Raw genomic sequence first — 19,208 nt, forward strand, 5'->3', positions numbered from 1 at the left:
GCGGCCGGACCTTCAGCCGCCGCGGCGATACCAGGCCAGCCCGGCCAGCGCCAGCGCGTCGATCGAGTCGGTCATCGCGACGCCCAGTTCCGCGCGCAACGCGTGCGGCAGCGCCAGCGGCAACTCCGTACACCCCAGCACGATGGCGTCCACGCCCATGGCGCGCAGGCTGTCGATGCACGCCAGCGCCGGCGGCAATGCCTGCGGCAGCAGGTTCTGCTTGACCAGGCGTATCGATTGCGCGCACAGGCCATCTATCAGGTCGACGGGCGGCACGACCGGTTCGTAGCCTTGCGCCAGCATTTCATGCTGGTACAGGCCCAGCCGCAACGTCGTGGCGGTAGCCAGCAGGCCGACGCGGCCCGCATGGATGCCCTGGCGCCGCAGGTCGTCCAGCACCGCCTCCACGATATGCAGGACGGGCACGCTCGCCGATTGCGCCAGTTGCGGATACCAGACGTGAGCGGTATTGCAGGGGATGGCGATCGCGGCGGCGCCGGCCTGCTCCAGCCGCCGTATGCCGTGGCGCATCCACGGCAGCGGATCGGCGCCCTGTCCGGATTGCCCGGCGGGCCGGTCCGGCACGCGCGGGTCGTTCCACAGGATGGCCGGTACATGCTGCTGGTCGCAGGCGGCTTCGGTCAGCGCCACCAGCCGTTGCATGAAACTGGCGCCGGCCATCGGCCCCATGCCGCCCAGCACGCCCAGGAAGCGGCCCTCGAATTGTGTGTCGTCGTCGCTAGGCATGGCGGTCAGTGGGAAATGATCTTGGACAGGAAATGCCGCGCCCGCGGGGAGCGCTGATCCATGTTCTGGAAGAAGTCGTCGTTGCGGCAGTCTTCGACGATACTGCCGGCGTCCATGAAGATGACGCGATCGGCGACCTTGCGGGCAAAGCCCATCTCGTGCGTCACCACCATCATGGTCATGCCCTCGCGCGCCAGGTCGATCATCACGTCGAGCACTTCGTTGACCATTTCCGGGTCCAGGGCCGAGGTAGGCTCGTCGAACAGCATGGCGATGGGCTGCATGGCCAGCGCGCGGGCGATGGCGACCCGCTGCTGCTGCCCGCCGGACAACTGGCCGGGAAACTTGTGCTGGTGCGCCTGCAGGCCGACCCGTTCGAGCAGGGCGACGGCGTGCGCGCGCGCCTCTTCCTCGGAACGCTTGAGCACTTTCACCTGGGCCAGCACCAGATTCCGCATGACCGACAGGTGGGGAAACAGCTCGAACCCCTGGAACACCATACCGATGCGGGTGCGCAAGCGGGGCAGGTCGGTATCGCGCGCGCCCACCGAAACGCCGTCGACGATGATTTCGCCCTTCTGGAAGGCCTCCAGCCCGTTGACGGTCTTGATGAGCGTGGACTTGCCCGAGCCCGACGGGCCGCAGACGACCACGACTTCGCCGCTGGCCACGCTGGTCACGCAGTCATTGAGCACCTGCGTCGTGCCATACCACTTGCTGACATTCTTGATTTCTATCATGTGACGTCCTGTTCTTCGCCGCGCTTACGCGGCCATGGTGTTGCGTTGCTGCAGGTAGTGCACGAATCGCGATGCCGCGAAGCTCATGACGAAGTACACCGCCGCGACGAAGAGATACATTTCCACCAGCCGGTTGTCGCGCTGGGCGACGTTGATGCCCGCTCCCAGGAAGTCGGTCAGCGACAGCACGTAGACCAGCGAGGTGTCCTGGAACAGGACGATGGTCTGGGTGAGCAGGACCGGCGCCATGTTGCGCAGCGCCTGGGGCAGGACCACATAAGCCATCGTCTGCCAGTAATTGAGCCCGATGGCGTAGGCGGCCGAGGTCTGGCCGCGCGGAATGGACTGGATGCCGGCGCGCATGATCTCGCAGAAGTAGGCGGCCTCGAACAGGGTGAAGGTGATCAGCGCCGAGGTGAAGCCGCCCACCTGCAGCGGCCTGCCGGCGCCGGTCAGCCAGCCGCCTATGTAGGGCACCAGGAAGTAGAACCAGAAGATGACCAGGATCAGCGGCAAGGCGCGCAGCCCGTTCACGTACGCGGCGGCGACCGCGCTCAGCGGCCTGATGCCCGACAGGCGGCACATCGCCAGCAGGGTTCCCAGCGCCAGCCCCATGGCCGTGGACAGGAACGTCAGCTTGAGCGTGAACACCATGCCGTCGCGGAACAGGTATCCCAGGGAGCGTCCTATGACGTCGAAGTCGAATTCGTTCATGTCGGAGCCAGTTTGGTGGTGGCGGAGACGGGGCCGATGAAGCCCGGCACCGCCAGCCGCGTTTCAATGTATCGCATTGCGCGCAGCACGATCAGGTTGAGCAGGAAGTAGCAAAGCGTCGCGCCGGCGAAGGCTTCGAAGACCTGGAAGCTGAATTCCTGCATCGAGCGGGCCGCGCCGACCAGTTCGAGCAGGCCGATGGTGAATGCCACCGAGGTGTTCTTGATGAGGTTGAGCAGTTCCGAGGTCAGCGGCGGGAGGATGATGCGAAACGAGGTCGGCAGCAGCACGTACCGGTACACCTGGCTGGGCCGCATGCCCAGCGCGGTGGCCGCCATGCGCTGCCCGGCCGGACGCGACTCGATGCCGGCGCGCACCTGTTCGGCCACCCGCGACGAGGTGTAGAAGCCCAGGCACAGGACCGCCGGGATGAAGATGCCCCATGGCGGCGGGATGCTCTTGATCGCGTCGCCAAGCTGCACCGGCAGGATTTCGGGCACGACGAAGTACCAGAGGAACATCTGCACCAGCAGCGGAATGTTGCGGAAGAACTCGACGTACGTGGCGCCCATGATGCGCGCCCATTTCGACTGCGTGGTGCGGGCCACGCCCACCACGATGCCGATGCCCAGCGCCAGGATCCAGGCCAGCGCCGCGGTGCCGAGCGTCCACGCCATGCCGGTCAGCAGCGTGCCCAGGTAGATGCCGCCGGTCGGCGACATCTCAAGAAAAATATGCCAATTCCAGTTGTAGTTCATGGTTGTATCCAGGCTGCGCAGGCGGGACGGCACGGCGGACGCGGCGAGCGCGGCATTTGCCGCGTTCGCCGCGTCCGGGGACGCGGGGCGCGGGGCTGGCCCCGGCCCGCGCTCCCGCCGTGCGGGGGTCCGCGCTCAACGATAGGTGGCAGGGTCCGCCGAATCGGTCGGATTCGCGATGACGCGCTGCAGCGCCGCGCTCATCGGCAGGTGCAGGTTGACGTTGCGCGGCGGAATCGGCGATTCGAACCATTTCTTGTACAGCTTGGCCAGGCTGCCATCGCGCATCATGCCGGTCACGGTGTCGTCGACCACCTTCTTGAATGCGGGATCATCCTTGGGCAGGATCAGCGCGTAGGGCTCCACCGTGTAGGTGTCCTCGCTGATCATCCACTCGTCCGGCTTGCGCTCGGTCGCGACCAGCCCTGCCAGCAGCACATCGTCCATGAAGAACGCGGCGGCCCGGCCGTTGGCGACCGTCAGCATGGCGGCGGGGTGGTCCTTGGTGGGGATGATGCGCATGTCCAGGCCATCTTTTTCGTTGGCCTGCGTCAGCCAGCGGATATTGCTGGTGCCGGCCGTGGAGACCACGGTCTTGCCCTTCATGTCATCCAGCTTCTTGAGGTTGGAGGACTTCTTGGCCGCGAAGCGCGTCGCGGTCACGAAGGTGGTCGGCGCGAACGCGACCTGCTGCTGGCGCTCCACGGTATTGGTGGCGGAGCCGCAGACCAGGTCCACGGTGCCGTTGGCCACCAGCGGGATGCGCGTCGACGAGGTCACCGGCACCAGGTTGACCTTGATCTGCGCCATGCCCAGCTTGGCCTTGATGGCCTCGACCGCCTTCTCGCAGATTTCCATCGAGTAGCCGATCGGTTTCTGCTTGTCGTCCAGGTACGAAAACGGGATGGAGGCGTCGCGATGCCCGATGGTGATGGTGCCCGAGGACTTGATCTTGTCGAGCCGGCCCTCGGCATGGGCGGGCGCGCTTGCCGCGACGCCGACGAGCGCGGCAAAAAATACCGTACTTATCTTCATTCTCTTGTCTCCTGTGGGGCGCCTGCGGCTCTGCCGGCCGCGATCAGGAGATGGCGCCCCTGTGTTGAATGCCAGGCTGTCCGGATGGACAGCCTAGGCGGCCAATGGAGGCAGGCCTTCGAATGCGCGGCGGTAACCGAACAGGCCTACTGCGCCTCCCGTGTGAACGAACACTACGTTCTCGCCCTGCTTGAAATGACCCGAACGGATCAATCCGATCAGGCCGGCCATGCCTTTGCCCGAGTAGACGGGGTCCAGCAGGATGGCTTCCAGTGCGGCGGTCATGTGCACCGCCTCGATCATCGCGTCGGTGGAGATGCCATATCCCTCGCCGACGTAGTCGGAATTGGCCACCACGTCGGCGCGCTCCACCGCGCTGGCGGGCAGGCCCATGTAATCGACCGTGGACTGCACCAGCTTCCAGACGTTTTCTTCCTGCCTGGGCTTGGGCGCCCGCACGCTGATGCCGTAGACCGGAATGCCGCTGTTGCCGGCGCGCAGCCCGACCACCAGCCCGGCCTGCGTGCCGGCGCTGCCGGTCGCGTGCACGACATGGTCGATGCGCAGCCCGGTTTCGAACGATTGGTGCAGCAGCTCCTGCGCGCAGGCCACGTATCCCAGCGCGCCGACCGGGGTCGAGCCGCCGCCGGCGATGACGTAGGGCTTGCTGCCGCGCCCGGCCAGTTCGCGGGCCAGGTCTTCCATGGCCTGCTGCATGTCGGTGCCGGCGGGCAGGCGCGCGACGATCTCGCCGTCCATCAGGCCGTCGAGCATGACGTTGCCGGAGTGGGAGTAGTCATCGTCCGGATGCGGGACGCGCTCTTCCAGGAGGATCTTGCACTTCATGCCGACGCGCGCGGCGGCCGCGGCGGTCTGGCGCGCGTGGTTGGACTGGACGGCGCCCTGGGTGATCAGCGTATCCGCCCCTTGCGCAACGGCCTGGGCCACCAGAAACTCCAGTTTGCGCGTCTTGTTGCCGCCGGTGGCCAGGCCGGTGCAGTCGTCGCGCTTGATGTAGAGGTTCGGTCCGCCCAGGTGGCGGGTCAGGTTGGGCATGAATTCGAGCGGGGTGGGGAAGTGCCCGAGTTTTATGCGGGGAAACTTGGCAAGATGTAGCATCTTCGGCTCCGGGATGGACAGTGCGGGATGGACAGTGCTGGTCATCTTAGGCATGGGCCCGCCGCGCTGCCCAATGCTATGTTCTTAGCGCCGCATACTTTTTTTGCATAACGGGTCTGCGCACACGAAAGGCCATGCGATGAAACAACTGTGGATAGAAGACTTCCTGACCCTGGTCGACGCGGGGACGTTCTCCCGGGCCGCGGCATTGCGCAACGTCACGCAGCCGGCCTTCTCGCGCCGCATACAGCAGCTGGAAGGGTGGCTGGGCCTGGAGCTGATCGACCGGCGCAGCCCCACGCTGCGCCTGACGCCTGTCGCGCAGCGCCATATCCCGGGTTTCCGCATGCTGCTGCGCGACATGGCGCAGCTGCGCACGCGCATGCAGTCCGAGCAGAACGGCCTGGCGCGCCTCGTGCTGGCGACCCAGCATTCCCTGACCATGTCGCGGCTGCCCGCCTTGTTGACGCTGCTCGGCGAGCAGGACAGCCCGCGCATCGAGTTCAGCGTGCGCTCGGAGAACCGCGACGATTGCGTGGCGCTGTTCCTGCGCGGCGAGGCCGACCTGCTGCTGTGCATGGAGGAGAGGAACGACGCCTTGTACCGGCTGGTCCCGGCGCACTTGCGCCTGCCGGTAGGGCAGGAGGTCCTGGTGCCGTTGAGCGCGCCGGCCAGGAACGGCCGCGCCTTGCATGCGCCGCGGCGCGGCAAGCCGCTGAGCCTGCTGGCGTTTCCGCCCGACAGCTTCCTGGGACGCGTCATGTACGAGCAGTCGTTCACGGCGCTGCTGCAGCACTGCAAGGTCGAGATCGTCCACGAATCGGTGTTTCTCGCCGGGGTCAAGGAGATGGTCCTGGCGGGGCTGGGCATGGCCTGGCTGCCGCTGAGCCTGATCGAGCGGGAGGTGAAGGCCGGCGCGCTGGTCATGCTCGATGCGCGCGAGGAGTACCTGCAGCCCGTGACGCTGCAGCTGGGCCTGTACCGCAATACGCATTCGAATTATCCCGAGGCCATAGACCGCCTCTGGACCTTGCTGCGGGAGTCCGAGGCGCCGCCGGCTTCAGGCGGGGGCGGCCGGGCCCGGCGGAAAACGTAGCGTAAAGCGGATGCGCCCATCGTCGAGCGCGGTGGCGCTGGCGCTGCCGCCGTGCATGCGCATGATGGCGCTGACGATCGCCAGGCCCAGGCCGTTCGATTCCGTGCTGGCGGTGCGGGATTTGTCGCTGCGGTAGAAGCGGCCGAACATCCGGTCGGCCTCCTCCTGCGAGACTGGCGCGCCCATGTTCTCCACCACGATCGTCGCGCCGTTGGCGTCGGCGCCGGCCCGAAGCAGAATGCAGCTGTCCGGGTGCCCGTAGCGCACGGCGTTGACCACCAGATTGTTGACGGCGCGCCGCCACATGATGGGGTTGGCCCGGCATTGGCCGCTGGCCTCGATGGCAAAGCGCATGCCGCGCTCCTGCGCCGGTCCTTCGAAGTATTCGGCGATCTTCGCCAGTTCGGCCGATTGCGCCAGCCACGCGTACTCGACGGCCGCGCCGTCGTGGTTGGCGCGCGACAGGAACAGGATGTTCTCGACGATATGCGCCAGGCGGGCCAGCTCTTCCAGATTGGACTCCAGCAACAGCTCGTACTCGTCGGCGCCGCGCGGCTGGCGCAAGGCGACCTGGGTCTGCCCCATGAGCACATTGACCGGCGTGCGGATCTCGTGCGCGAGGTCGGCCGAGAATTGCGACAGGTGCTCGTAGCCCGCCTGCAGGCGGTCCAGCATGGCGTTGAACTGGCGCGCAAGCCCGCGCAGCTCCGACGGCGCGTCGCGTTCCGGCAGGCGCGCCGCCAGGTTGGCCGGCGAGATCTCGGTGGCGCGCGCGCTCATCGCCGCCAGCGGCCTGAACCCGCGCACCAGCAGCGCGTAGCCGATCAGCGCCGTCAGCAGGGTGGTCAGGACGATGGCGACGACCACGCGCAGCAGGTATGCCGACAGCATGTTCGACTCCTGCTTCATGACGTAGGCGGCCGTGACTTCGACCGTGCCGCCGTCCTCGCCGATCTCGGCCAGGGCGGACACCCATCGCACCCGCACGCCATCGGGGCGTTCCCCGCTGTGCAGCGATTCGATGGTGATGTCCCGGCCCACCGGCACCGGCGTCATCGGCGGCGGCGCCATGCCGTCGGGATTGACGGCAATGAAGGGCGCTTCGCCCAGGCGGCGGAAGATGCGCACGTCCCGCTCGTTGCCGAGCATGCTTTCGAACAGCGCGGGACGCTGCTCCATCTGCCGGATGTTGTACAGGTCGTGCAGCATGTTGCGAAAGCGCTCGACCCGGCCCACCAGGGTGTAGTCGGCGCGCGTCTCCAGCGCCTGCCTGGCGGAGGAGTACAGGTACAGGCCCAGCCCCGACACGACCAGGCAGGACACCACGGCGAACGACAGCGCGGTGCGTACCGTGAGCGAATCCAGCGTCCAGCGCCTCAAGGCTGCTCCGCCAGGGCGTAGCCGATGCCGCGCACGGTCTGGATCAGCTTGAGGGGGAACGGGGCGTCGACCTTGGCGCGCAGGCGCTTGATGGCCACGTCCACCACGTTGGTGTCGCTGTCGAAGTTCATGTCCCAGACTTCGGAGGCGATGATGGTGCGCGACAGGGCTTCGCCCTGCCTTCTGATGAGCAGGTGCAGGAGCATGAACTCCTTGTTGGTGAGGACGATGCTGGCGCCGCCGCGGGTGACCTTGCGCCGCACCGGGTCGAGCCGCAGGTCGGCGACCTGCAGCGTTTCGGCCGCGCGCGCCGCGCCGCGCCGCAGCATCGTCTGGATGCGCAGCACCAGCTCGGCGAAGGAGAACGGCTTGACCAGGTAGTCGTCGGCGCCCAGCCGCAGGCCCCGGATGCGGTCGGCGACATGGTCGCGCGCCGTCAGGAAGATGACCGGCACGTCGGAGTCCTGGCGTACCTCTTCGATGACCTGCCAGCCGTCCTTGCCCGGCAGCATGACATCGAGCACCAGCACGTCGTAGCGCTGCTCGCGCAGGCGGTGCAGGCCGTCGATGCCATTGCGGGCGAGATCCACGGAATAGCCGGATTCCAGCAAGCCTTTCTTCAGGTAGTCGCCAGTCTTGAGGTCGTCTTCGATGACGAGGATAGCCATAGCACGCTCCGCCGATGAGCGTTCATGTTAGCAATTCGATGCTCGCGGTTCATGACGCAAATGTCATGCAAAAGCCATGCTGCCGATAGCGCCCCGTCCCTACGATGGACTGGGATCGCGGGCCTTCGGCGCGCGATCGCAGGCCTGATCCTTCGTTTTTTTCTGGAGCACGTTCATGCAACTCTTGTTGAAAGGCCCGTTTCACGCGGGCGCGGGGCGTAGCGTCGCCGCGCTGCTGCTATGCCTGGCCGGCGGATACGCCAGCGCGCACGGCGGCCATCATGGCGCGGACCCATCCGCGCCGGCCGCCGGCGCGGCCAAGGCCCCGCCGGTCTTCGTCGCCAGCACCGCCAAGCCGTTCTCTGCACTGATGGACGACGCCATGGCGGTCATGGACGAGGGCATGCTGCGCGCGCCCATGAATGGCCAGTCCAACCATGACTTCATGACCATGATGATGCCGCACCACCAGGGCGCGGTCGACATGGCCAAGGCGGTCCTGCTCTACACCGAGGACCCCGAGGTGCGCAACCTGGCGCTGGGCATCATCACGGAGCAGCAGAACGAAATCCGTGTCATGCAGGCATGGCTGGACCGCCACGCCGCGGCGGCCGGCAAATAGGGTTTGCGGCTCGACGGGGTTTGCCGGCCCCGGGGCTTTCCATTCCGCATTACACAAACAGGTGAGATCCGCATGAAAAAAACCTCTTCCCTCTGCGCCCTGGCGGCGCTGGCCCTGCACGCGGGCGCCGCCTGGTCGCTGCCCAGCGCGCACGATCGCGTCTATACCGCCGACCAGAACAGCAACACGGTTTCGGTGGTCGATCCTTCGACCAATACGCTGCTTGGTCAGATCCGGCTTGGCAACGCGCGGCCGGACCTGCTCTCGCCGCTGTACAAGGGCCAGATCAATGTGCACGGCATGGGCTTTTCGCCCGACCACAAAACCTTGCTGGTCGTCTCCAACGGCTCCAACTCGGCGACCTTCATCGACACGGCCACCAACAAGGTCAAGGGCATCACCTATCTGGGGCGTTCGCCGCACGAAGGGTTCTTCACCATGGACGGCAAGCAGGCCTGGGTCGTGGTGCGCGGCGAAGACTACATCTCCGTCATCGACCCCCAGACCTTCAAGGAGACCGACCGCATCCAGACCAACCTCGGGCCGGGAATGGTGATCTTCCATCCGGACGGCAAGCTGGCTTTCGTCGTGTCCAGCTTCACGCCTTCGGTAGACGTGATCGACGTCAAGTCGCACAAGATCGTCAAGAAGATCGACGTCGTCAGCCCGTTTTCACCGTTCCTGCAGATCACGCCGGACAACAGCGAGATCTGGATGACGCACAAGGACGTGGGCAAGGTCACGCGCATCGACACGAAGTCGCTGCAGGTCACGGGCGTCATGGACACCGGTTTCATTACCAACCACATCGCCTTCGCGCCGGTGGCCGGCAAGACCTATGCGTATGTCACGATCGGCGGGGAAAACGCGGTCAAGGTGTACACCACCGACAAGCCCGCGAAGCTGGTCGCCACCATCCCCACCGGCGCGTTGCCGCATGGCATCTGGACCTCCGATGACGGCAGCCGCGTCTACGTCGGCCTGGAGAACGGCGACGCGCTCGACGTCATCGATACGGCCAGCAACAAGGTCGTCAAGCGCGTACCCGTGGGCCAGGCGCCGCAGGCCCTGGCTTTCGTGTCGGGCGTCGTCGCGCAAGGGCGAGGCGACCAGAATCTCGTGCCGCGCGTCAATGGCGATCCGGTCAACATCGCGCTCAAGCCGGTTGGCAAGCAGGGACGCGGGTTCGTCGTGTTGCGCAACCTGGGCGTGGTCGACGCGCTGGAGGTCAACCTGTTCGGCCTGAAGGCCGAGACCGTCTACAACGTCTATCTGAACGGGGTGAAGGCGCCGGTGGCCAGTTTCCGGACCGGCGCGGACGGCAAGGCCGCCGGCACCATGATCGCGCCGCTGCGCCAGCCGGCGGGGCCGCACGCCACGGCCGCGGCCGGCCAGGGCGGCATCGTCATCATGGAAGGCGATGCCCCCGTCGATGCCGCGCGGGCGGTGCTGGTGGGCGCCTAGCGTCCAGGCGGGCCCGGCCAGCCGGCGACGGCCGGCCAGGCCTCAGGCCGCCAGCCGGGCGGCGATGGCCTCGCCCATGGCATCGGTCGAGGCCGTGCCCCCCAGGTCGCGCGTGCGCGGGCCGTGGGCCAGCACCTGTTCGATGGCCGCCACGATGGCGTCGTGCGCGGCGCGTCCGGCGCCGGCGCCTTCGGTCAGGAAATCCAGCATCAGGGCGCCGGACCAGATCATGGCGACCGGGTTGGCAATGTTCTGGCCGTAGATGTCCGGCGCCGAGCCGTGCACCGGCTCGAACAGCGACGGAAACTCGCGTTCGGGATTGAGGTTGGCCGAGGGCGCCAGGCCGATGGTGCCCGTGGTGGCCGGGCCCAGGTCCGAGAGAATGTCGCCGAACAGGTTGGAGGCCACCACCACGTCGAAGCGGTCCGGCTGCAGCACGAAGCGCGCCGACAGGATGTCGATGTGCTGTTTGTCCACCGCCACGCCGGGATACTGCTGGCCGACGGCGTCGGCGCGCTTGTCCCACCACGGCATGCTGATGGCGATGCCGTTGGACTTGGTGGCCACCGTCAGGCGCCGCCGCGGGCGGCTGTCGGCCAGCGCATAGGCGTAGTGCAGCACGCGGTCGGCGCCGTAGCGCGAGTACACCGATTCCTGGATGACGATTTCGCGCTCGGTGCCTTCGTAGATGACGCCGCCCGCCGAGGTGTACTCGCCCTCGGTGTTCTCGCGCACGACCAGATAGTCGATATCGCCGGGCTGGCGGCCCGCCAGGGGGCAGGGCACGCCCTCGAACAGGCGCACCGGCCGCAGATTGATGTATTGGTCGAATTCGCGGCGGAACTTCAGCAGCGAGCCCCACAGCGACACGTGGTCGGGCACGGTTGCGGGCCAGCCCACCGCGCCGAAGTAAATCGCGTCCATGCCGGCCAGTTGCGCTTTCCAGTCGTCGGGCATCATCTGCCCGTGCTCGCGGTAATAGTCGCAATGGGCCCAGTCGAAGGTGACGATATCGAGGTCCAGGCCGAAGCGGCGGGCGGCGGCGCGCACCACGCGCAGTCCTTCGGGCATGACTTCGCGTCCGATGCCGTCCCCGGCGATGGCTGCGATGCGATAAGTACGTGGGGAAGACATGAGCGGGCTCCGGACGGGAAAAGACGATGCCGGCCATTTTCCAGTGTTGACGTAATGACTACAATGAGTCAATTGTGAATTGATCATCAACGAATCGTGAGCAATATCCCGGCCAACGAAGATCTGCGCGTATTCCTGCACGTGGCGCGCCTGTCCAGCTTTGCCGCGGCGGCCGAGGAACTGCGCGTGTCCACCGCTTATGTCAGCAAGCGCCTGCGGGTGCTGGAAGGGGTGCTGGGCGTGCGGCTGCTGCATCGCACCACCCGCAGGGTCAGCGTCACCCGCGAAGGCGAGCGGGTCTTCCTGTGGGCGCAGCGGGTGCTCGACAACGTGGACCAGCTCATGCAGGAGGTGGCCGCCACCCGCGCGGTGCCGCGCGGCCTGCTGCGCGTGAGCTGCAGCTTCGGCTTCGGGCGCAACGTGGTGGGTCCGATGCTGTCGCGCCTGGTCGAGCGCTTTCCCGCGCTGCAGGTGCGGCTGGAAGTGTTCGACCGCCTGGTCGACGTGGCCAGCGAGGGGTTCGACCTGGATGTGCGGGTGGGCGACGATATCGCCCCGCACCTGATCGCGCGGCGGCTGGCGGACAATCACCGCCTGCTGTGCGCCGCGCCGGACTACCTGGCGCGCCGGGGAACGCCCCGCACGCCCGAGGAACTGGCCGGCCACGACTGCCTGGTCATCAAGGAGCGCGATCACCCGTTCGGGGTCTGGACGCTGCGCGCCGGCGCCGAAAACCGCACCATCAAGGTAACCGGGCCGCTGTCGGCCAACAACGGCGAGATCGCCGTGCGCTGGGCGGTGGACGGGCGCGGCATCGTGCTGCGCTCGCACTGGGACGTCGCGCCGCTGTTGCGCGACGGACTGCTCGTGCCGTTGCTGGCGCCGTGGCGCCAGGATGCCAACATCTGGGCCGTCTATCCGTCGCGGCTGGAGAATTCCGCCAAGGTGCGCGTCGCCGTGGAGTTCCTGCAGGAGGAGTTCCGGCGCTTCGCGGCGCAGGCCGGCGGATAGGCGCCTGTCCCCGCGGGGACGGATACCGTCTTGGCGTATGACAGGGTGCCTGTCCCAGCGGGGACAGGCACCCCTGCGCGGATCAGTCGCCGGCCGTGCCGGTCTGCCGCACGATCAGCACGTCGCAGGGCAGGGCTTCCAGCAGTTTCTCGGCCACGCTCCCGATGGCGGTGCGCAGGATGCCGGTCAGGCCGTGGGTGCCGGTCACCACCAGGTCGCAGCGGCGGTTGAATACGTACTCCGACAGCAGCGTCTCGGGCTGGCCGCTTTCCAGCACCAGCTCGGGCGCGGGGCGTCCGGCCAGCTCCGGCGTGCCGTCCAGGAAGGCGCGCGCCTTCTGGGCCGCGTCGTTGTAGAAACTGCGCACCACCGCGTCTTCGGGCGCGTCCTTGCCGAACGGGACGTCATAGGCGTGGAACAGGGTCAGCGGGGCGTCGCCGGCCACCCGCAGGGCGGCCACCAGGGCCTGGCGCGAGCCCTCGGAGAAGTCGGTGGCCACGACCACGTCGCGGTATGGTTTACGCGGCCGCGCCTTGACCACCAGCACGGGCTGGCTGGCCTGGCGCGCCAGGCGCTCGACCGTGGTGCCCAGCAGCAGGCGGCTGAGGGTGGATTCGCGCGCGATGCCGGTCACGATCAGCGAGCAGCCGAAGTGCTCGGCCGTCTCGCGGATCAGCGGCACGGTTTCGCCGCTGCGCACCACCGCCGAGGTGGGAACGGGGGCGTCGGCCAGGTCCTCGGCCAGCCGGCGTTCGGCCAGTTGCTTGTGGTCGGCGCTCAGCCGGCGCCACACCGGCGTGGTCAGCGGCGCATTGGTGGGTTCCATGATGTGCAGCGCGACCAGGCTGGTCTGCGCCTGCGCGGCGAGCATCAGGGCCCGGTCCAGCGCGCGGTCGCTGCGCGCGCTCAGGTCGGTGGCAAGCAGAATGGGGGCGGTCTGGGCTTGCATGCGGCGTCTCCTGGTAGTGGTCGCGGCCTGGTTCCCGCACGGGGCTTGCCGGCAGGATGGAGCGTCCATTGTCCCGCACAGGCGGGCCAGGCGTCTTGATCGCGGTCAAGCGGGCGGTACGGCCCAGCCGGGCCGGCGGCGTTGTCAATACAATGCCAGCGTTGTCCATCTTTTCGTCCGCGCCGCCGCCATGCCGCCAGATCCGTCCGTCCTGCTGTTGTACACGCTCTACCTGGTGGCCATCGTGGCCGAGGCCATGACGGCGGCGCTGGCCGCCGGGCGGCGCGACATGGATTGGGTCGGCGTGTGCGTGATCGCCTGTGTCACGGCATTGGGCGGCGGGTCGCTGCGCGACGTGCTGCTGGGCCATTATCCGCTGAGCTGGGTGGCCCATCCCGAATACCTGTGGATGACGGCCGGCGCCGCGCTGCTGACGGCGCTGGGGGCGCGCGCGCTGCGGCGCCTGCGCAGCCTGTTCCTGCTGCTGGACGCCATCGGCCTGGTGGCGTTCACCATCATCGGCTGCCAGGTGGCCCAACAAATGGAAATGCCGCTGACCATCGTGCTGGTCAGCGGCATGATCACCGGGTGTGCCGGCGGCGTATTGCGCGACGTGCTGTGCAACGACATTCCGCTGCTGTTTCGCAGCGAACTCTACGCCAGCGTTTCGGCAGTGACCGGCGGCCTGTACCTGGCCATGTACGGCCAGGGCGTGTCCGCCAGCGTGTCGGTGCCCGTCGCGCTGGCCGTCGGGCTGGCGTTTCGCCTGCTGGCGTTGCGCTTCAACTGGCAGATGCCGAAGTTCGTCTACCGCGGCGACTGGCATTGACGCCGCCGCGCCAGGGCGCGGCGGCGCGGTCCTGCATCAGTACAGGCCCTGCTGGCGCATGGCGTCGGCGACCTTGACGAAGCCGGCGATGTTGGCGCCATCCACGTAGTTGACGTAGTTGCCCGCGCCGTGGCCGTGGCGCACGCAGTTTTCGTGGATATCGCGCATGATGGCATGCAGCCGCGCGTCCACCTGTTCGCGCGTCCAGGGCAGGCGGGCCGAGTTCTGGCTCATTTCCAGGCCCGACACCGCCACGCCGCCGGCGTTGCTGGCCTTGCCCGGCGCGTACAGCACTTCGGCCGCGATGAAAGCCTTGGCGGCGTCCAGGGTGGCGGGCATGTTGGCGCCTTCGGCCACGCACTTCACGCCGTTGCGGATCAGCGTGCGGGCGTCGTTTTCGTCCAGCTCGTTCTGGGTGGCGCACGGCAGGGCGACATCCACCGGCACGTGCCAGGGGCGCACGCCGGCCTCGTAGCGCAGGCCGAACTGGCTGGCGTACGTGTCCAGGCGGCCGCGCAGGTCGTTCTTGATGTGCATCAGGGCCAGCAGCTTCTCGTGCGTGAAGCCGGCCTCGTCGATGACCGTGCCGCACGAGTCCGAGATCGTGACGACCTTGGCGCCCAGCGCCATGGCTTTCTCGATCGCGTACTGGGCCACGTTGCCCGAGCCCGACACCGACACGCGCATGCCGTCGAAAGACAGGCCGGCGCGTTGCAGCATTTCCTGCGCGAAATAGACCGTGCCGTAGCCGGTGGCTTCGGGGCGGATCAGGCTGCCGCCGAAGCACAGGCCCTTGCCGGTGAATACGCTGGCCGCCGAGTTCGACAGCTTTTTCATCATGCCGGCCATGAAGCCGACCTCGCGCGCGCCCACGCCGATATCGCCGGCGGGCACGTCGGTGTCCGGGCCCAGGTGGCGGTGCAGTTCCAGCATCAGCGCCTGGCAGAAACGCATCACCTCGGCGTCCGATTTGCCCTTGGGGTCGAAGTCGGAGCCGCCCTTGCCGCCGCCCATGGGCAGGGTGGTCAGCGCGTTCTTCAGGGTTTGTTCGAAAGCCAGGAACTTCAGCACCGACAGATTGACCGTCGGGTGGAAGCGCATGCCGCCCTTGAAGGGGCCGATGGCCGAGCTGTGCTGGATGCGGAAGGCGCGGTTGACCTGGGCCTGGCCCTGGTCATCGGTCCAGCAGACGCGGAACTGGATCACGCGTTCGGGCTCGACCAGGCGTTCCAGCAGGGCGTGCTCGGCGTAATGCGGGTGCTTCTCGATGAAGGGCCAGAGGCTCAGCATGACCTCTTGGACTGCCTGCATGAATTCGGCTTGTTGCGGATCGCGCGCGGCAACCCGGCGCAGGAAGTCGTCCAGACTCTGCAATTTCAAGATACTGCCTCCTGGCAATGCGATGGTGCAGCGCGTTGTGTTGCGGTGCAAAAGCGTAGAGAAGAGGTGCGCGGTTGCACACTTTTGGTGCGCAATTGTGGGCCAAAATTCGTCGGACGAAAAGCCGGAATCGGCCGCAAAACCAGTGTTGGCGCGGCTTGCCGGAAGGAGTGATTATTGGGGACGTATTAATGCGAGCGGTGATTCGCCTGCCGGCCATGACAGGCGAATATTTTCCGAGAAGCGCATGAAATGGGGCTCTACAGCTATGTCCCCATTTATTTGGCGCGCCTTCCCGTGGGGCGCAATCACAATTTGCGGCGTTGCACCATGTTCGTGGCAGGCCCCGCCCGGATCGGCGAAGAAATTTTCGCCTTTATGCGTCCCTGTTATTTTTTGAGGCCTTTACGCATCACAACCGTGTTACAGGGCGATGTCGTAGTCCACCGTCAGCGGCGCGTGGTCGGAAAACCGCTCGTCCTTGTAGATGGAAGTGGCGCGTGCGCGTTCGGCGATACCCGGGGTGGCGATCTGGTAGTCGATGCGCCACCCTACGTTCTTGGCCCAGGCCTGGCCGCGATTGCTCCACCAGGTGTACTGGTCGGCGCGCTCGTCCAGCTTGCGGAAGACGTCGACGAAGCCGCGCCGGTCGAACACCTCGGTCAGCCAGGCGCGCTCCTCGGGCAGGAAGCCCGAGTTCTTCTGGTTGCCCTTCCAGTTCTTCAGGTCGATTTCCTTGTGGGCGATGTTCCAGTCGCCGCAGATGACGAATTCGCGTCCGGTCTTCCTGTGCTCGGCCATCAGGCCGTCCAGCCATGGGCCGAACTGGTCCAGGAAGCGGTACTTGGCCTGCTGGCGCTCGTCGCCGCTCGAACCCGAGGGCAGGTAGGCGCTGATGACCGACAGATCCTTCCAGTCGGCGCGCAGGATGCGGCCTTCCGCGTCGAACTCCTCGCAATCGAAGCCGGCCACCACGCGTTCGGCGCCGGCGCGCAGGTACATGCCCACGCCGCTGTAGCCCTTTTTCTCGGCGTGGTGGAAGTGACCCGTATAGCCAGGCGGGTGGCGCAGCTCGTCGGTCAGGTCGTCATGCGAGACCTTGATCTCCTGCAGGCACAGTACATCGGCGTTGTGGGCGGTCATCCAGGGCTGCAGGCCCTTGCGGAAGGCGGAACGGATACCGTTGAGGTTGAGCGAGGTGATACGCAGCAAGGCTGGCTCCTGAATCGGTCATCGCGGCCCCTTGCGGGCCGGCGCAAGAATGAAACTTTAACCGAGGCGCGCCGCCGCTGCGCCGCCAGGCCGATTCGCGGATAATGGCGGGGTTTGCCATTTCGCCCATCGCACGTATGTCCGCCTCCGCCTCTACCGCCGCTGATTTTGTCCGTTTTGCCCTCGACGAGGGCGTGCTGCGTTTCGGCAGCTTCAAGGTCAAGTCCGGCCGTATCAGTCCCTATTTCTTCAACGCCGGCCTGTTCAATTCGGGCCGCTCGGTCGGCGCGCTGGCCGGCTTCTACGCGCAGGCGTTGGTCGATTCCGGCGTGGCGTTCGATATGCTGTTCGGCCCGGCCTACAAGGGCATCCCGCTGGCCACCGCTACGTCGGTGGCGCTGGCCGGGCATCGCGCCATGGCCGGGCGCGACGTGCCGTTCGCCTTCAACCGCAAGGAAGCCAAGGACCACGGCGAAGGCGGCACCCTGGTGGGCGCGCCGCTGACGGGCAAGGTCGTCATCATCGACGACGTCATCACCGCCGGCACCTCGGTGCGCGAATCGGTCGAGATCATCCGCGCCGCCGGCGCCGAGCCCGCCGCGGTGCTGATCGCCCTGGACCGCATGGAACGCGCCGGTCCCGACGACGCCCTGTCGCCGCATTCCGCCGTGCAGGACGTGGCGCGCACCTACGGCATCCCGGTGGTCAGCATCGCCTCCCTGGCCGACATCATGACCCTGCTGCAGGACGACGCCCAGTTCGCCGAGCACCGCGCGGCGGTGCAGGCGTACCGGAGCAAATACGGGGTGTAGGGGCGGATCATGGGCCTGTCCCGGCAGGGGCAGGCATTCCAGTCAGCGGGAGCCTGTCCCCGCGGGGACAGGCTCCCGAGGGATCAGCCTAGCTTTTCCTTCAGCAGCTCGTTGACCTGCTGGGGGTTGGCCTTGCCCTTGGCGGCCTTCATGATCTGGCCGACCAGCGAGTTGAAGGCTTTCTGCTTGCCGGCCCGGTATTCCTCGACGATGGCGGGGTTGGCCGCCAGGACTTCGTCGATCATGGCGCCGATGGCGCCGCTGTCGCTGATCTGCTTGAGGCCGCGCGCCGCGATGATGGCGTCCGCGTCGCCGCCGTTTTCGCCCGCCCACATGGCGGCGAACACGTCGCGGGCGATCTTGTTGGAAATCGTGCCGTCGATGATGCGGTTGATCAGGGCCGCCAGGGCGGCTGCCGATACGGGCGCGGCGTCGATGTCCTTCTCTTCGCGGTTCAGGGTGGCCGCGACTTCGCCCATGATCCAGTTGGCGGCCAGTTTGGCCTGGCCGGCCGGCAGGGCGCGCGCCACCGCCTCGAAGTAGTCGGCCATGGCGCGGCTGACGGTCAGTTGCGCGGCATCGTAGGCGGGCAGGCCGTAGTCGGCCTCGAAGCGGGCGCGCTGGGCGGCCGGCAGTTCGGGCATGCCGGCGCGCACCGCGTCGACCCAGTCCTGGCCGATGACCAGCGGCGGCAGGTCGGGGTCCGGGAAGTAGCGATAGTCGTGCGCGTCTTCCTTGCTGCGCATGCTGCGGGTTTCGTCGCGGTCGGCGTCGTACAGGCGGGTTTCCTGCACCACGGTGCCGCCATCCTCGATCAGTTCGATCTGGCGGCGCGCCTCGAACAGGATGGCGCGTTCCAGGAAGCGGAACGAGTTGACGTTCTTGATTTCCGTGCGGGTGCCGAATTCCTTCTGGCCCACCGGGCGTACCGAGACGTTGGCGTCGCAGCGGAACGAGCCTTCCTGCATGTTGCCGTCGCAGATGCCCAGCCAGACCACCAGGCTGTGCAGGGCGCGCGCATAGGCCACGGCCTCGGCGGCCGAGCGCATTTCGGGCTCGGTGACGATTTCCAGCAAGGGGGTGCCGGCACGGTTGAGGTCGATCCCGCTGGCCGGCGCGCCGCTGGCCAGGCTGAATTCGTCGTGCAGCGACTTGCCGGCGTCTTCTTCCAGGTGGGCGCGCGTCAGGTTGACGGTTTTTTCTTCCTCGCCGACGAAGAACGAGAGCGTGCCGCCTTCGACCACCGGCAGCTCGTACTGGCTGATCTGGTAGCCCTTGGGCAGGTCGGGGTAGAAGTAGTTCTTGCGGGCGAACACCGAGCGCGGCGCGACCTTGCCGCCCACGGCCAGGCCGAACAGGATGGCGCGTTCGGCGGCGCCGCGGTTCATGACCGGCAGGCTGCCGGGCAGCGCCAGGTCGACCGCGTTGGCCTGCGTGTTGGGGGCGGCGCCAAAGCGCGTGCTGCTACCCGAAAAGATCTTGGAGTCGGTGGAAAGCTGGGTGTGCGTTTCCAGGCCGATGACGATTTCCCAGTTCAT

19 protein-coding genes are annotated in these 19,208 nt (G+C 67.1%); 6 read left to right on the forward strand and 13 right to left on the reverse strand.

What is annotated here, in order from left to right:
- Positions 1–12 precede the first annotated feature (12 nt).
- From cuyB to cuyA, 6 genes are all read right to left on the reverse strand, one after another.
- Entirely contained in the window at positions 13–747 is a 735-nt protein-coding gene (gene cuyB, locus EL288_RS02215; RefSeq protein WP_003815247.1) for a cysteate racemase, read from the reverse strand.
- Between the two features lie 5 nt (positions 748–752).
- Entirely contained in the window at positions 753–1,487 is a 735-nt protein-coding gene (locus EL288_RS02220; protein WP_003815245.1) for an amino acid ABC transporter ATP-binding protein, read from the reverse strand.
- A 24-nt stretch (positions 1,488–1,511) separates the two neighbouring features.
- Positions 1,512–2,201: an amino acid ABC transporter permease gene (locus tag EL288_RS02225; protein ID WP_003815244.1), complete on the reverse strand. Its 690-nt coding sequence runs from the start codon at positions 2,199–2,201 to the stop codon at positions 1,512–1,514.
- Positions 2,198–2,959: an amino acid ABC transporter permease gene (locus tag EL288_RS02230; RefSeq protein ID WP_003815234.1), complete on the reverse strand. Its 762-nt coding sequence runs from the start codon at positions 2,957–2,959 to the stop codon at positions 2,198–2,200. The genes EL288_RS02225 and EL288_RS02230 overlap by 4 nt, the downstream gene beginning before the upstream one ends.
- Before the next feature lie 135 nt (positions 2,960–3,094).
- The gene (locus tag EL288_RS02235) at positions 3,095–3,994 is read right to left on the reverse strand and encodes an amino acid ABC transporter substrate-binding protein (RefSeq protein ID WP_003815233.1); all 900 of its coding nucleotides are present in this window, start codon (positions 3,992–3,994) and stop codon (positions 3,095–3,097) included.
- A gap of 93 nt (positions 3,995–4,087) precedes the next feature.
- Entirely contained in the window at positions 4,088–5,113 is a 1,026-nt protein-coding gene (gene cuyA, locus EL288_RS02240; protein ID WP_003815232.1) for a D-cysteate sulfo-lyase, read from the reverse strand.
- Positions 5,114–5,252: 139 nt separating this feature from the next.
- Here cuyA and EL288_RS02245 point away from each other — a divergent pair, with 139 nt between their 5' ends.
- Entirely contained in the window at positions 5,253–6,209 is a 957-nt protein-coding gene (locus EL288_RS02245) for a LysR family transcriptional regulator (RefSeq protein WP_003815231.1), read from the forward strand.
- Here the strand turns inward: EL288_RS02245 and EL288_RS02250 are convergent.
- Both EL288_RS02250 and EL288_RS02255 read right to left on the reverse strand, forming a co-directional pair.
- Positions 6,174–7,589, reverse strand: coding sequence for a heavy metal sensor histidine kinase (locus EL288_RS02250; RefSeq protein ID WP_003815230.1), 1,416 nt, complete (start codon positions 7,587–7,589; stop codon positions 6,174–6,176). The genes EL288_RS02245 and EL288_RS02250 overlap by 36 nt on opposite strands.
- Positions 7,586–8,257, reverse strand: a complete 672-nt coding sequence (locus tag EL288_RS02255) for a heavy metal response regulator transcription factor (RefSeq protein WP_003815229.1) — start codon at positions 8,255–8,257, stop codon at positions 7,586–7,588. Before EL288_RS02255 ends, EL288_RS02250 begins: the two co-directional genes overlap by 4 nt.
- A gap of 175 nt (positions 8,258–8,432) precedes the next feature.
- Here EL288_RS02255 and EL288_RS02260 point away from each other — a divergent pair, with 175 nt between their 5' ends.
- Positions 8,433–8,879 carry a DUF305 domain-containing protein gene (locus tag EL288_RS02260; RefSeq protein ID WP_003815228.1) on the forward strand — a complete coding sequence of 149 codons (447 nt, stop codon included), beginning with the start codon at positions 8,433–8,435 and terminating at the stop codon, positions 8,877–8,879.
- A gap of 72 nt (positions 8,880–8,951) precedes the next feature.
- Positions 8,952–10,343, forward strand: a complete 1,392-nt coding sequence (locus EL288_RS02265) for a beta-propeller fold lactonase family protein (RefSeq protein ID WP_003815226.1) — start codon at positions 8,952–8,954, stop codon at positions 10,341–10,343.
- 42 nt (positions 10,344–10,385) lie between these two features.
- On the opposite strand, the gene EL288_RS02270 is transcribed toward EL288_RS02265, so the two are convergent.
- On the reverse strand, positions 10,386–11,477 hold the full coding sequence (locus EL288_RS02270) for a tartrate dehydrogenase (protein ID WP_003815224.1): 1,092 nt from the start codon (positions 11,475–11,477) through the stop codon (positions 10,386–10,388).
- 96 nt (positions 11,478–11,573) lie between these two features.
- On the opposite strand from EL288_RS02270, the gene EL288_RS02275 reads away from it, so the two are divergent.
- Entirely contained in the window at positions 11,574–12,488 is a 915-nt protein-coding gene (locus tag EL288_RS02275) for a LysR family transcriptional regulator (RefSeq protein WP_003815222.1), read from the forward strand.
- An 82-nt stretch (positions 12,489–12,570) separates the two neighbouring features.
- On the opposite strand, the gene EL288_RS02280 is transcribed toward EL288_RS02275, so the two are convergent.
- Positions 12,571–13,437 carry a universal stress protein gene (locus EL288_RS02280; protein ID WP_003815215.1) on the reverse strand — a complete coding sequence of 289 codons (867 nt, stop codon included), beginning with the start codon at positions 13,435–13,437 and terminating at the stop codon, positions 12,571–12,573.
- A gap of 190 nt (positions 13,438–13,627) precedes the next feature.
- Between EL288_RS02280 and EL288_RS02285 the strand changes: the two genes are divergently transcribed.
- On the forward strand, positions 13,628–14,266 hold the full coding sequence (locus EL288_RS02285) for a trimeric intracellular cation channel family protein (RefSeq protein ID WP_010929766.1): 639 nt from the start codon (positions 13,628–13,630) through the stop codon (positions 14,264–14,266).
- Between the two features lie 36 nt (positions 14,267–14,302).
- On the opposite strand, the gene gdhA is transcribed toward EL288_RS02285, so the two are convergent.
- Both gdhA and EL288_RS02295 read right to left on the reverse strand, forming a co-directional pair.
- Positions 14,303–15,646, reverse strand: coding sequence for an NADP-specific glutamate dehydrogenase (gdhA, locus tag EL288_RS02290; protein ID WP_014905419.1), 1,344 nt, complete (start codon positions 15,644–15,646; stop codon positions 14,303–14,305).
- Between the two features lie 423 nt (positions 15,647–16,069).
- On the reverse strand, positions 16,070–16,858 hold the full coding sequence (locus tag EL288_RS02295) for an exodeoxyribonuclease III (protein WP_003815212.1): 789 nt from the start codon (positions 16,856–16,858) through the stop codon (positions 16,070–16,072).
- Between the two features lie 137 nt (positions 16,859–16,995).
- On the opposite strand from EL288_RS02295, the gene pyrE reads away from it, so the two are divergent.
- A complete protein-coding gene (gene pyrE / locus EL288_RS02300; RefSeq protein WP_033459018.1) occupies positions 16,996–17,670 on the forward strand; it encodes an orotate phosphoribosyltransferase in 675 nt (224 codons plus the stop codon).
- 83 nt (positions 17,671–17,753) lie between these two features.
- On the opposite strand, the gene gatB is transcribed toward pyrE, so the two are convergent.
- Positions 17,754–19,208, reverse strand: coding sequence for an Asp-tRNA(Asn)/Glu-tRNA(Gln) amidotransferase subunit GatB (gene gatB, locus EL288_RS02305; RefSeq protein ID WP_003815208.1), 1,455 nt, complete (start codon positions 19,206–19,208; stop codon positions 17,754–17,756).

Source organism: Bordetella bronchiseptica, assembly GCF_900636925.1.
In the GTDB taxonomy this organism is placed as follows: domain Bacteria; phylum Pseudomonadota; class Gammaproteobacteria; order Burkholderiales; family Burkholderiaceae_B; genus Bordetella; species Bordetella pertussis.